General features: G+C 62.8%; 14 protein-coding genes and 1 pseudogene. 11 read left to right on the top strand and 4 right to left on the bottom strand.

From position 1 onward, the window contains the following. Positions 1-172 precede the first annotated feature (172 nt). From NKH73_RS21035 to NKH73_RS21085, 11 genes and pseudogenes are all read left to right on the top strand, one after another. Positions 173-862 (top strand): annotated as a pseudogene (locus tag NKH73_RS21035) (helix-turn-helix domain-containing protein); the annotation flags it as partial. A 9-nt stretch (positions 863-871) separates the two neighbouring features. Then, positions 872-1,519 (top strand): Vgb family protein, encoded by a 648-nt coding sequence (locus NKH73_RS21040; RefSeq protein ID WP_352935749.1) that lies wholly within the window; start codon positions 872-874, stop codon positions 1,517-1,519. Positions 1,520-1,903: 384 nt separating this feature from the next. Continuing rightward, positions 1,904-2,620 carry a GntR family transcriptional regulator gene (locus tag NKH73_RS21045; RefSeq protein ID WP_352935752.1) on the top strand — a complete coding sequence of 239 codons (717 nt, stop codon included), beginning with the start codon at positions 1,904-1,906 and terminating at the stop codon, positions 2,618-2,620. Further along, positions 2,620-3,714 carry an LLM class flavin-dependent oxidoreductase gene (locus NKH73_RS21050; protein WP_352936149.1) on the top strand — a complete coding sequence of 365 codons (1,095 nt, stop codon included), beginning with the start codon at positions 2,620-2,622 and terminating at the stop codon, positions 3,712-3,714. Before NKH73_RS21045 ends, NKH73_RS21050 begins: the two co-directional genes overlap by 1 nt. Beyond that, positions 3,711-4,259 (top strand): flavin reductase family protein, encoded by a 549-nt coding sequence (locus NKH73_RS21055; RefSeq protein ID WP_352935755.1) that lies wholly within the window; start codon positions 3,711-3,713, stop codon positions 4,257-4,259. The genes NKH73_RS21050 and NKH73_RS21055 overlap by 4 nt, the downstream gene beginning before the upstream one ends. A 97-nt stretch (positions 4,260-4,356) precedes the next feature. Further along, on the top strand, positions 4,357-5,334 hold the full coding sequence (dctP, locus tag NKH73_RS21060) for a TRAP transporter substrate-binding protein DctP (protein WP_352935758.1): 978 nt from the start codon (positions 4,357-4,359) through the stop codon (positions 5,332-5,334). A gap of 59 nt (positions 5,335-5,393) precedes the next feature. Continuing rightward, on the top strand, positions 5,394-5,906 hold the full coding sequence (locus NKH73_RS21065) for a TRAP transporter small permease (protein WP_352935760.1): 513 nt from the start codon (positions 5,394-5,396) through the stop codon (positions 5,904-5,906). Between the two features lie 3 nt (positions 5,907-5,909). Beyond that, positions 5,910-7,220, top strand: a complete 1,311-nt coding sequence (locus NKH73_RS21070; RefSeq protein ID WP_352935762.1) for a TRAP transporter large permease — start codon at positions 5,910-5,912, stop codon at positions 7,218-7,220. Positions 7,221-7,246: 26 nt separating this feature from the next. Next, complete coding sequence (locus NKH73_RS21075; protein WP_352935765.1) at positions 7,247-7,966, top strand: hypothetical protein; 720 nt, start codon at positions 7,247-7,249, stop codon at positions 7,964-7,966. Positions 7,967-8,009: 43 nt separating this feature from the next. Beyond that, positions 8,010-8,768 (top strand): HpcH/HpaI aldolase family protein, encoded by a 759-nt coding sequence (locus tag NKH73_RS21080; protein WP_352935768.1) that lies wholly within the window; start codon positions 8,010-8,012, stop codon positions 8,766-8,768. 11 nt (positions 8,769-8,779) lie between these two features. Continuing rightward, entirely contained in the window at positions 8,780-9,736 is a 957-nt protein-coding gene (locus NKH73_RS21085; RefSeq protein WP_352935770.1) for a C-terminal binding protein, read from the top strand. A 21-nt stretch (positions 9,737-9,757) separates the two neighbouring features. On the opposite strand, the gene NKH73_RS21090 is transcribed toward NKH73_RS21085, so the two are convergent. The 4 genes from NKH73_RS21090 to NKH73_RS21105 are packed head-to-tail and all read right to left on the bottom strand — an operon-like array spanning position 9,758 to position 12,739. After that, positions 9,758-10,216, bottom strand: coding sequence for a MaoC/PaaZ C-terminal domain-containing protein (locus NKH73_RS21090; protein WP_352935773.1), 459 nt, complete (start codon positions 10,214-10,216; stop codon positions 9,758-9,760). Position 10,217: 1 nt separating this feature from the next. Then, on the bottom strand, positions 10,218-11,294 hold the full coding sequence (locus tag NKH73_RS21095; protein ID WP_352935776.1) for a Gfo/Idh/MocA family protein: 1,077 nt from the start codon (positions 11,292-11,294) through the stop codon (positions 10,218-10,220). Continuing rightward, positions 11,287-11,616: an L-rhamnose mutarotase gene (locus NKH73_RS21100; protein ID WP_352935778.1), complete on the bottom strand. Its 330-nt coding sequence runs from the start codon at positions 11,614-11,616 to the stop codon at positions 11,287-11,289. Before NKH73_RS21100 ends, NKH73_RS21095 begins: the two co-directional genes overlap by 8 nt. A gap of 10 nt (positions 11,617-11,626) precedes the next feature. Next, the gene (locus NKH73_RS21105; protein ID WP_352935780.1) at positions 11,627-12,739 is read right to left on the bottom strand and encodes a mandelate racemase/muconate lactonizing enzyme family protein; all 1,113 of its coding nucleotides are present in this window, start codon (positions 12,737-12,739) and stop codon (positions 11,627-11,629) included. Positions 12,740-12,741: the final 2 nt, after the last annotated feature.

A 12,741-nucleotide genomic window follows, 5' to 3' on the forward strand; every position in this document is an offset into this window, starting at 1 on the left:
GACCAAGGCGGCGGGGGGGGGGGGCCGGAGGGGCGGGCCGGGACGCCCCCGGCGGGGGGCAACCGCCGCGGGCGGCGGGCTAGCAAAAGACACAAAGAGGGGGTTAAAACCCCCCCCCCGGCCGCTGAGGGGGGGGGCGGGGCGGCGCCGCGGGCCCCCCCTCCCCCGCCCCGAGGCGGACATCCCGGCGCTGACGGCAGAAGTCGAAAGCGCATCCTTCGTGATGAACACGCCCGCGGCGCGCCTGATCGCGCGTGGCGAGGAGCGCCCGCTCCTGCTTGAGGAGGTCGAAGCGCTGCTCGCGTCGGGGGCATTTGTCGTGGACGCCTGCCGTAATATCGTGCGGGACGCCGGCAAGGTGGTCTCGCTCGCGACGCGCCCGGTTTTGTTCGCGCTTGCCCGCGCGCTGGGCGAGGCCTGGCCCGCAGACGTGCCGAGGAGCACGCTCGTCGCCCGCGCCTTTGGCGGCAAGCATGCCGATGAATCGCATCGCGCACGGCTGCGGGTCGAAATCGGTCGGCTGCGCGTGGAGCTGCGGCCGCTGGCGGACGTTAGCGCGACCAAGCGAGGCTTTGCGCTCAAGCCGCGCCGCGCAGGCGATGTCGCCGTGCTGGCGCCGCCGGTCGACGAGCAGCATGCGACGGTGCTCGCCTTCCTTGCCGACGGCGAGTCGTGGTCGAGTTCGGCGCTCGCCATTGCGCTCGGAGCCTCCTCGCGCACCGTGCAGCGCTCGCTCGAGCAGCTTGCCGCAGCGGGCAAGGTGCAGTCGTTCGGTCGTGGGCGAGCGCGCCGCTGGATGACCCCACCCGTGCCGGGTTTCCCGACAATCTTGTTACTCCCCGGCTCACTGTCGGGCTACTAGGATAGAACCATGAAACGATCTGCAGCCGAAATCCTCCGCGAATATGGACCCTTCCCGGGCGCCGACCAGGTGGCTGGGGTTACGTACGACGGTCAGCACGTCTGGTTTGCGTCGGGAGACAGACTGAACGCCTTCGATCCCGCGAACGGCGAGGCGGTACGCTCGATCGACGTCGCCGCCCACGCAGGAACGGCCTTCGACGGTCAGCACCTGTTCCAGATCGCCGAAGACCGCATCCAGAAGATCGATCCGAAGACCGGCCAAGTGCTGGCCACGATCCCGGCGCCTGGTGGCGGCGGCGACTCGGGACTCGCCTGGGCCGAAGGGACACTTTGGGTGGGGCAGAATCGCGGTCGCAAAATCCATCAGATCGACCCCCAGACAGGGGCAGTTCTTCGCACAATCGATTCAAACCGTGTCGTTACCGGCGTCACCTGGATCGACGGCGAACTTTGGCACGGCACCTGGGAAGGTGACGAGAGCGACATCAGGCGGATAGATCCTGAAACGGGAAAGGTCCTGGAGAAGCTTGATATGCCGCCTGGAACAGGCGTGTCGGGGCTCGAATCCGATGGCGGCGATCAGTTTTTCTGCGGCGGTGGAAACAGCGGCAAGGTGAGAGCCGTCCGCCGGCCCAGGCCAGGCTCCGGCTCCTAAATCCCGATCGGCTCAACGAGCAGAGTAACCGAAGCGCCCTCGCGGGTGCGCTTCGACGAACCGTCTGCTGGGACCGTCAGCATCGGTTGGCCACGATATGGCCGACTCGATCGCGGGAGCCCTTTTCCCAGCCGATTGCCTGTCACCGCGCCTCTGCTTTTCATCGCGCCAGCGCCGTTCCGCCGCCGTCACCGGTCCGCCAAATCAAAACAGTATACATTATAGACTTAAAATATCTTGCCAGGCGGTCCAGCCTATGCTCAACTTGTGCCGGACATAGGGCTGACAGGTCGAATCCAGCCGAGATAAGGCTGCATTTCAAAAGGCGCGACCGCGGGAACACAGCCGTAACCATATACGAAATCTTCGCATGGGAAGGCGTGGATGGCGGAGCCGATAGAGTTCAAACAGGTTGGCGAGGGCAATCTGCGTGCCCAAGTCTATCAGCAGGTCCGCCTGACCATACAGCGCGGCGAACTGGCGCCTGGCCAGAAGCTCGTCGATGTCGATATTGCCGCCCAGCTCGGCATCTCCAGAATGCCCGTCCGCGACGCGTTGATGCAATTGGTGCATGAAGGCTATCTCGTCGGCACGACGCGCGGCTTCACACTGCCCACACTTACTGCGACGGATATCGCCAACATTTTCGAGGTCCGCCGCCTGCTCGAACCAAGGGCCGCAGCGCACGCCGCACGCACACTTGACGCCGCTGGCCTCAAGACGCTGGCAGCCTCACTTCAGGAGGCAGAGGCGGCGGCCGTTGCCGGCGATGCCGCCCGCTTTTTCCAGGCCAATTCGGCATTCAGGAATTGCTGGCTCGGCGCCGTCGAGAACGACCGCCTTTCGCAAACGATTGCCCGCTTCGCCGACCACGTCCTCGTCGTCCGGTTAAAGACGCTGTCGCATCAGCCGACGCAGGCCGTCATCCTGGCCGGCATGCGCGCCATCTACGAGGCGTTCGTCAAGCGCGACGCCGTCGCGGCTTACGACCGCATGACCCACTTCATTCAGAACGCCGAAGAGCGTTTCATGAAGCTGAGCCCGCCGTCGCAACAGTTCGACGACGAAGCTGTAAGCATCCCGCGGCAGGGAAAATCATGATCAGAAAGCAGCATCCGCTGAAAGGGCCGAACAGGTTCAAGCTCGGCGTCTTCTCGATGAACGCCGATGGCGGGCTGGCAATGACCACCGTTCCCGAGCGCTGGCGCGCCCGCTGGGAAGACAATCTCAATTCTGCCTGCATCGCCGATCGCGCCGGCCTGGAATTTCTGCTGCCGATCGCGCGCTGGCGCGGCTTCGGCGGTCTGACGCATGTGCGGGAGTGGTCGTTCGAGACTTTCACCTGGGCGGCGGGTCTCGCTGTCGCCACGGAGAACATCGGTCTGTTCATGACGGTGCATGTGCCGCTGGTTCATCCGCTGCAGGCTGCAAAAGCGCTGGCGACCGTCGATCATATTTCCAACGGGCGTGCCGGCTTGAACATTGTCTGCGGCTGGAACCCGGACGAGTTCGCCATGTTCGGGCAGACGGTCGGCGATCGGACCTACGATCAGGCCGAAGAATGGATCAACATCATCGAGCGTGCCTATCAATCCAGTGAGCCGTTCGACTTCGGCGGCGAGTTCTATGACCTGAAGGGGGTCGTCAGCCGCCCGCCAAGCCTGCAGGCGCCGCGCCCGGTGACCATGAACGCCGCCTTCGGCGCGCCGGGGCGCAACTACGCGGCACGCCACTGCGACTACTTGTTTTCGACTTTTTCCGAAATTGCCGATGGTCGCGCGCATGTGGTCGACATCACCAACCGCGCGGCTGAGGTCGGACGCGAAGTCGGCGTCTACACGGTCTGCCACGTCGTCTGCCGGGAGACCCAGCAGGAAGCCGAGGATTATTACAGGCACTACGCGCTGGAATGCGCGGACGAGGGCGCGGTCGACGAACATATGCGCAAGAAGAAGGAATTCGCGAACTCGCATGACGCAAAGGCGTTCACCGAATATCGGCAAAGGTTCGCCGGCGGTGCAGGAACGTTCCCGCTCATCGGCACGCCGGAAAAGATCGTCGACGATCTCACTGAGATCATGGACCAGGGCTATTCCGGCGCCGCCCTCACATTCGTCAACTATACCTACGAATTGCCCTTCTTCTGTGACCGCGTGCTGCCGCTGATGCGCCAAGCCGGGCTTCGCGTAAATTGACGCCGGCGGCCGCCATTCCGACGACATGGGTGGATGGGCACGACGCCATCAATGCGCGCGCCTTCAAGCAGGCGATGCGGGCGGTGGCGGGCTCGGTCGCCATCCTCGCGTCGGAGCATGACGAGATCGGCTTTTGCGGGATCACGGCGACGGCCGTCTGCTCATTCAGCGCCGAGCCGCCTTCGCTGCTGGCCTGCGTCAACCGCAGCAGCACCTTTGCCTCGGCCATTCGCGAAGGTTTGCCCTTTTCCGTCAATCTTCCCGCCGGCGACCAGGAGAATGTTGCGCGTGCCTTTGGCGGCATGACCAAAGCCAAGGGCGTCGCGCGGTTCTCGTCAGGATCATGGGTGCGTGGCGAAACCGGCGCGCCCTTGCTTGTCGGCGCGCGGGCAATGTTCGAATGCCGGGTGGCCGAAATCATCGTGCGGGCATCGCACATGATCGTCATCGGCATCGTCTCGGGGGTCGCGCTGGATCGCGCTGACCGATCGCCGATCTTCTACGCGCATGGACGGTTCCTGACGGTAGGAGATGATGCCAACTGACTGCCGTGACGTGGCGGCGCAGCGATTGCAATTTCAGATCGGCCCGACCACGGGCCCCGACCATAGGCGAAGTGGATTTATTAGAGGGAGTACGGCAATGCGCATTTGGAAGTCCCTTGTTCTGGCTGCACTCATATCGGGTGTAGCGGGTATCGCAACGGCCGAAGAGGTCGTCCTCAACGCCGTGCATTTTACGCCGACGCAGAATGGCTACGCACAGAGTTTCCTTAAGTTCGTTCAGAGGGTGAACGAAAAGGGCAAAGGCGTGGTTCAGATCAACGTGCGTGGCGGGCCCGAGGTCGTTCCGCCGATTCAGCAGGGTGCGGCGCTCAGGAGCGGCCTGATCGACGTGATCGACACGCCGGCAGGTCAGTTCCTGGAGCTCGTTCCCGAAGGCGAGGTTTTCTCTGCATCGACGAAGACGCCCTGGGAGGTTCGCGAAAATGGCGGCTGGGATTTCATCAGCGGAATTTTCGAGAAGAAGGCCAATGCTCATCTGCTGGCGCATGTCGACGCGGGATCGGGCTTCAACATCTTCACCATCGACGAACCCAAGCTCAATGACGAAGGCAGCATTGACTGGAGCAGTCTGAAGATCCGCTCGTCGCCGCTCTATCGTGATTTCCTCGAATCCCTGGGCGCAACCGTCATCGTGCAAGCGCCGGGGGACGTCTACACCTCGCTCGAGCGCGGCGTCGTCAATGCCAACGCCTACACGGTGTTTGGCTATGCGTCCTTCGGCTGGGACAAATTCACCAAATACCGCGTCGACCCGCAATTCTTCAAAACCGATGTCCTGGTCTCGATCAACAAGGCGAAATGGGACGCGCTGTCGCCCGAGGCGCAGAAGCTGCTTGCCGATACGGCCGTCGAATACGAGCGAGAGAGCTACGACGCCAATCTTGCCGAGTCCGAAAAACAGGCACAGGCGATGATCGACGGAGGGCAGAAGGTGATCAGCCTGACCGGCGCCGGCCGCGACAAATTCCTGGCGGCTGCCACCCAGGCGAGCTGGGCGAGGATGACCAAACGCGATCCCAGCAACATCGAGCAGTTGAAGAAGTTCTTTCAATAGTCCGATGGGAGGGCGCCCTTGCGCGCCCTCCATCAAGGTGAGCATGAGGGCCGTCGGGAATGGACAAGTTGTTTGCAGCGATCGGGAAGCTGAGCCTTGCGCTGGCAGCGGCGGCAAAGGTGGTGCTTGGCCTCATTATCGTCGCGGTGGTCGCTGATGTGTGCGTCCGCAACCTGGGCCTGAGACCGCTTGCCTGGGCGGTATCTGCGACGGAATATGGTCTGCTCTACGCGGCATTTCTGCCGATGCCCTGGCTGGTCCACAGCAAGGGCCATGTCTTCGTCGAGTTCCTGCGCAAGGCGCTGCCTGTGCGGGCTCGGGCGGTGCTTGAAAAGCTGGTCTATCTCGCCTGCATTGGCGTCAGCCTCTACCTTGGCAGCGTCGCACTCTCTTCCCTAATAAGCGCCGTGTCGGGCGGCGAATATGAGACGCGCAGCTTCGACATGCCGAAATGGCTGGTCTTTCTGCCCATTACGCTCGCCTTCTATCTCTCGGCGCTGGAATGGCTCAGATACCTGCTCGGCTATGACACGCTGTACACGCTCGACCCTCTGGAAATGGAAGGGCTCTGATCGATGGCCTGGCTGTTTCCATTCGCCGTGCTCGTCGGCGCCATTCTTGTGTTGATGGGCCTTGGGCTGCCGGTCGCCTTCGCGTTCTTCGTCACCAATGTGATCGGGCTGTATTTGTTCTTCGGCGGCTCGATCGGCGTGACGCAGATGATCGCCAATTTCTCTGACGCCGTCTCGACCTATGCGCTCGCCCCGCTGCCGATGTTCCTCGTCATGGGCAGCCTGTTCTTCCGCTCCGGCCTCGGCGAGAAAGTCATCTACGCGCTCGACCTGTGCATCGGCAATCTGCGGGGACGTCTTGCCTATGTCGTGCTCGCCGCCGGCACGATCTTTTCTGCGCTGTCAGGTTCGAGCCTCGCCAATACCGGCATGATGGGCTCGCTGATGGTGCCCGAGATGCTGAAGCGGGGCTACAAGCCGCACATGGCTTACGGACCGGTGCTTGGTGCCGGAAGCCTTGCGGTCATCATCCCGCCATCCTCGCTGGCTGTCTTGCTCGGCTCGCTGGCCCAGATCGACGTTGGCGCGCTGCTCATAGCAGGGGCTCTGCCTGGGCTGCTTCTCGTCGTCATGTACGCGATGCTGATCTTCGCACAGACGAAGATCGACCCTGACGCCGCTCCGCACTATCCGGTGCCCGCCGTTCGTGCGGCCGAGAAGGTGAGGGCGGTCGCCGTCAACATCATTCCGATGAGCGTCATCGTGTTCATGGTGGTCGGCACGATCATCCTTGGAATAGCGACGCCGACGGAGTCGGCAGGGCTCGGATGTGCCGCCGTCTTCGCGTTGTTGTTTGTCTATCGAAGGTTCAGCTGGTCGGTTGTCTGGAAGTCGCTGGACGATGCGATGAAGGTCACGGGTATGACCTTTCTGATCATCTCGGCTTCGACGACGTTCTCGCAGATATTCGCCTTCTCCGGCGCGTCGAACGGCTTTATCCAGTTCATCGTGGGCTACGATCTTGGACCGTATCCCATGCTGCTCATGATGGTGCTCGTCATCCTGCTGCTCGGCATGTTCATGGATCAGGTCTCGATGATGCTGATCACGCTGCCGATCTTCCTGCCGATCGCCCAGCAATTCGGCTACGATCCCGTGTGGTTCGGGCTGATCCTGCTGCTCGCCTACGAGGTCGGCTTCACCACGCCGCCCTTTGGTCTGCTGCTGTTCATCATGATCGGCGTTGCGCCGAAAGGCACGTCGCTCAAAACGGTTGCCATGTCCGCGGCGCCCTACATCGCGCTGACGCTTCTGCTGATCCTGCTGATTGTCCTCTTTCCGCAGATCGCCCTCTTCCTTCCGAACTTGATCTAGCCGAACTCGATCTCGCAGGTGTCTGCATGCGCTTTGCCTATCTCGCTTTCTTCCACGATGACCGCCAGACAAACCTGGCCATAGCCCGTGAAGACGTCGACGTTGCGCGGCGCCTGATCGCGACAACGCCAGGTCTTGCGCTTGCAAACATCTATCTGCCTGAAGTGGCGACGGACATGTTCAACAAGGACGGCCCACCGCCGGTCTTTGGCTTCCAGCTCTATTTCGACGAGCTGGCGGACATGGAGGCGGCGCTCGCGCCGTCCGGCCATCTGCAGGCGCTTGCCGCTCCGGGTATGCTGTCAAGCATCGCCGGGTCGAGGCCGACCCAGCAGGCAATGTGCGTGCGTCCGTTCCCCGTCGAAGACGCTGGCGTGAAGACGTCTGGACTACCCTGCAGCTATCTTGTCCACTACCCCGGGCCGGCTGAAGACATGAGTAGCTGGCTCTACCACTATGTGACGCATCACCCGCAATTGATGCGGGGCTTCCCCGGCATTCGCCATATCGAGGTTCTGTCGCGACTGGATTGGTGCGGCTCGCTGCCCTGGCCGCGGGTCGACCATATGCAGCGCAATCGGGTCATGTTCGACAGTCCTGCGGCGCTGACGCATGCACTGCAATCGCCGGCGCGGCTGGAGATGCGCGCCGACTACAAAACCTTCCCGCCCTTTTCAGGCGGCAGCCGGCACTTTCCGATGTCGACGGAAGCCGTGCATCCTTTGCCACGGACCAAAGCCTCGTAGCGCGAAGAGTTTCGCCGACGCCCAAAATATCTCTGGAGTTTTCATGTACGACTTTCGGAAAAAATGTGTCTCTCTCGATCGCCTCATCGGTACCTTCTGCGCCATCCCGCATCCGGTGGCGGTCGAAGTGGCGGCTGCAAGCGGGGTCGATTTCCTGTGCATCGACTGGGAGCATTCGCAGATTGGCCGCGAGCGGCTTGAGGATCTGGTCCGCGCCGCCGATGTCCACAAGGTTCCCGCCATGGTGCGTGTGCCGGGCCACACGCCGGAGTGGATTGCGGCCGCGCTCGACGCCGGCGCGTCAGGCGTCCTGGTGCCGCGCGTCTCGACGGCCGAGCAAGCGCGCATGGCGGTCATGGCCTGCCGTTACCCGCCTGTTGGCGCACGCGGCGTCGGTCCAGGCCGCGCCGCCGGCTATGGGTACAGGATTCCGGACTACCTCAAGTCGGCCAACGATGTCCTGACGGTCGCCATCCAGGTCGAGACGGCCGAGGGTCTCGCCAACATCGACGACATCGTCCAGGTCGACGGCGTCGACGTGATCTTCATTGGTCCCGGCGATCTGTCCGTCTCGATCGACGCCATGGGGCCGGCCGGCCAGGACAAGCTCAATGCCGCCATCGTCAGGATCGCGGCTGCGGCGCGCGCGGCCCACAAGGCCGTCGGCATCTTCCGTCCCTCGGCGGATGATATCGGCAAATGGTCGAAGCACGGCATCAGCTTCTACATGCTGGCCAGCGACACGATGTTTCTCGGCGCCGGCCTTGCCGCCGGTGCCGCCGCGGCGCGCAGCGCCTCATAGAAAGAATTGGCATGAAGATAATCAAGACCGACGGCGTGTTGTCAGTCGAGGAAGAACAGCTGCGCTACCTCGACGGCTTGAACGCCGAGTTTGTCGAAAAGACGCTTCTCACAGAGGACGCCCTGATCGAACAGTGCCGTGACGCCGATGCATTGATGATATTGCGGGAGCCGATCACGGCTCGCGTGCTGGCGGAACTGAAGAACCTTAGGGTAGTCGGACGGTTCGGCGTCGGGCTCGACTCGATCGACGTCGAGGCCGCCAGCCGTGCCGGTGTCCAGGTAACCTATGTGCCGGACGCCAATCTGGTGGAGGTCAGCACGCATGCAATGGCGCTGATCCTGGCCTTGACGCGCAGGCTGAAACAGTTTGACAGCGCAGTCCGCGCCGGCCGCTGGGCTGCAATGGCTGACGGCGCCGGCATCACGCGGCCGGACAGGCAGGTTCTCGGCCTGATCGGCTTCGGCCAGATCGGACGCCTGACCGCCGAGCGGGCGCGGGTCTTCGGCTATCATATCATCGCCTACGACCCATACATGCCGGCAGAGCGCATAACGGCCGGTGGTGCTGAGCCGGTTGGTTTCGACGAGCTGCTTGCCAGGGCCGACATCGTCTCGCTGCATGTTCCCGCAACACCGGAAACCAGAAACATCCTATCGGCCGAAGCCCTGTCGCGCATGAAGGAAGGGGCGATACTCATCAACGTGTCCCGTGGCGGCCTCGTCGACGAAGTCGCGCTGGCGGATTTGATTCGACGCCGCCATTTGGCCGGGGCCGGCATCGACACATTCGAGCAGGAGCCGCCTTCGCCCGATAATCCGCTGCTGGCGCTGGACGCCGTGCTGGTCAGTCCACACGCGGCTCACTACTCGACCCAGTCTTACGCCGAGGTCCGCAACAAGGTGTTTGCCGATGTCGCATCGGTCCTGCGCGGCGGCAAGCCGGTCTATCCGGTCAACCGGGTGTGACTGCTCGCGGCTGCAAATAGGTTAACCCCGCTTGGGCTTGTCGCGGCGCTCGACGATGTAGATGTGGTCGGCCGCCAGGACGACATCGCCATGCTGGTTGATCACCTCGCAGCGCTCGATGATCCGGCCCGAATCCGGCCGCTTCGGGTCGTCTTCCCTAGCAGAGATGGTGGTGCGGGTCTTGATCGTATCGCCGATGAACACCGGCTTGATGAAGCGCAACCTGTCATAGCCGTATGAGAAGGCGACCGGGTTGATGACGCTTGCCGTCAGTCCGACGCCGACCGAAAAGACCAGCGTGCCATGCGCGATGCGCTGGCCGAACGGCGTCGTCTTCATGAACTCGGCATCCATGTGATGGGGAAAGAAATCGCCGGTATGGCCGGCATGAACGACGAAGTCGGTCTCGGTGATGGTGCGCCCGCTGGTCATCCGCGACGAGCCGATCTGGTAATCTTCAAAGTAAATCGTCTGCTCCATGTCAGGGCCTCGCCGCGATCGGAGTTGCCGGCGCAGCGCTCGATCGGTAGGCGGCCTCGACCAGCGCCATCGTGTTCCAGCCGTCCTCGACGGAACTGACAAGTTCGGCGTCCTCGCCTGATGCGTAGCGCTGGACATTGGCCATGCGGCCGACAAAGGCGTCCGGAAACCATTCGCCGACGAGCGGCACCGTAACCCAGTCGGAGCCGCCCTTGGGATAGATTTCGAGGATGTCCGGCTCGCCGCGCGGATAGTCGAGATTGAGCCCGAGTTTGAGGTAGGCGGCGCCCTCTGTGCCACAGATGCGGAACTCGCAAGCCTGGTGCCGGCGACCGAATTTGTGGTCATGATTGATCGACAGCGCACAGCGCACCGTATCGCCATAGTCGAGGATGGCGCTGGTGCGGGTTTGCGCAACCTTGTGATTGGGATGGCCGAGCGTCTTGGCGTGAACGCCTCTGGGATCGCCGAGCAATTGCCGGATCAGGTCGAGATAATGAATCGAATGCATGGCGATCTCGACGCGCGGCGCCTTGAGCAGGAACTCCCAGAGTTGCCAGGGCGTTGCCAGCGCCAGCCAGGCGTCGAAATCGACCACGTCGCCAAGCCAGCCCTTGGTGATCGCATCCTTCAGCGCCAGCACCATCGGCGCGAAACGGAGCTGGAAATTCACCGCGGCTTTCAGGTTTTTGGAGCGGCAGATTTCAAGGATTTCGGTGGCCTCGGTAAGATCGCCGCCCATCGGCTTCTGGATCAGCGCTACGGCGCCGTCAGGCAACGCCCTGAGCACGCCGGCATGATGAGCCGGCGGCGTCGCCAGATCGAAGACGACGTCCCCGTTCGCCGCGGCTTCCTCGACCGACCGGTAAGCGGTGACGCCCCATTTTGCCGCGAGTTCTTCCGCCTTGTCGTAATCGGGATCGAAAAGCCCGGCGACCGGAAACCCGGCTTTCGCATAGGCCGGGAAATGCGCATCGCCGACGATCGAGCCGGCGCCGAAAATCACGATCGGTCTCGGCTTCGATGGCTGCGCCCAGGCCTGGGCGAGCGAGGCAGGATAGAAAACGCCATCAGTCATGATGGAAGACCTCTTCCATCGAGGCCCACCATTCGCCTTTCTTGCGTGTCGGCAGCGGCTCCTGGCAAGGCATGCACAGCGCCCACCATTCCTGCGTCTTCGGATCAGCGGCCATCTTCGCCATGTCGGCGGCATAGTCGGTGCCGTGATATTCGAAAGTGCTGAACAGCAGGTGCTCCGGCTCCTTGAGGTAGATCGAATAGTTCTTGATGTTGCAGGCGGAAATCATGGCCAGCACATCGGGCCAGACGGCAGCGTGAAGCCGCACATACTCGGCGACCTTTTCCGGCTTGAGGCCGAGCACCATTCCCATCCGCTGCATGTCCGGCTCCCTATTTCATTATGTCGGTCGTGAATTCCGCAATGCTCTTCGCTTTGACCGCGTCCCAATCCCAGTCGATGCCGATGCCGGGCTCGTTCGGCGCCAATGCGTACCCGTTCTCGATGCGCATTTTCTTGCCGGTCAGATCGTCAAGCTGGGGAATATACTCGACATATCGGCCGTTCTGAACCGCGCAGGTCAGGCTGACATGCAATTCCATCAGGAAATGCGGGCAGACCGGGATGTCGAACGCCTCGGCTGCATGCGCCACCTTCAGCCAGGGCGTGATGCCGCCGATGCGGCCGACATCGACCTGCACGATCGAGCAGCCGCCTTTTTGCATATATTCGCGGAAATGCCGGATCGAATAGAGCGACTCGCCGATGGCAATCGGCGTCGACGTCGCATTCGACAGCCGCACATGGCCGTCTATGTCGTCGGCCGGCAGCGGTTCCTCGATCCAAGCGAGGTCGAGATCGCGCAGCCGCTCCGCCCGGCGGATCGCCTCGTCGACCGAAAAGCCCTGGTTGCAGTCGGTCATGATCTCGTAAGCATCGCCGACTGCCTGGCGCACCGCACTAAGCCTGGCAAGATCCTCGGAGCCGTGCGGCCTGCCGATCTTGACCTTGGAGCCGCGAAAACCCTTTGCCTTGGCGGCCAGCGCGTCCTCGACCAGCGCCTCGATCTCGATATGCAGCCAGCCGCCTTCGGTCGTGTAGAGCGGGCAGCGGTCCTTGGCGCCGCCGGCCAGCTGCCACAGCGGCAGGTTTTGCTTCCTCGCCCTGAGATCCCACAGAGCGGTATCGATGGCCGCCAGCGCTATGGCAGTGATGGCGCCGATCGTGGTGGCGTGGGTGGCGAATTCGAGCTCGTGCCAGATCGCCTCGATCATGTCGGCGTCGCGGCCGATCAGCCGCGGTGCAAGATGGTCGGACAACAGCCGCATCACCGAGGAGCCGCCGGTGCCGATCGTGTAGCTGTAGCCGGTGCCGACCGCACCGTCGGCGTCGGTGATTGTGACGATCGGCGTTTCCTGGCTGACGAAACTCTGGATCGCATCGGTGCGCTTGACCTTCGGCACCAGGTCGACCATGCGCAGTTCGACTTTCTCGATCTTGGCCATGA

Source organism: Mesorhizobium sp. M0938 (genome assembly GCF_040319125.1).
GTDB classification, from domain to species: Bacteria; Pseudomonadota; Alphaproteobacteria; order Rhizobiales; family Rhizobiaceae; genus Mesorhizobium; species Mesorhizobium robiniae.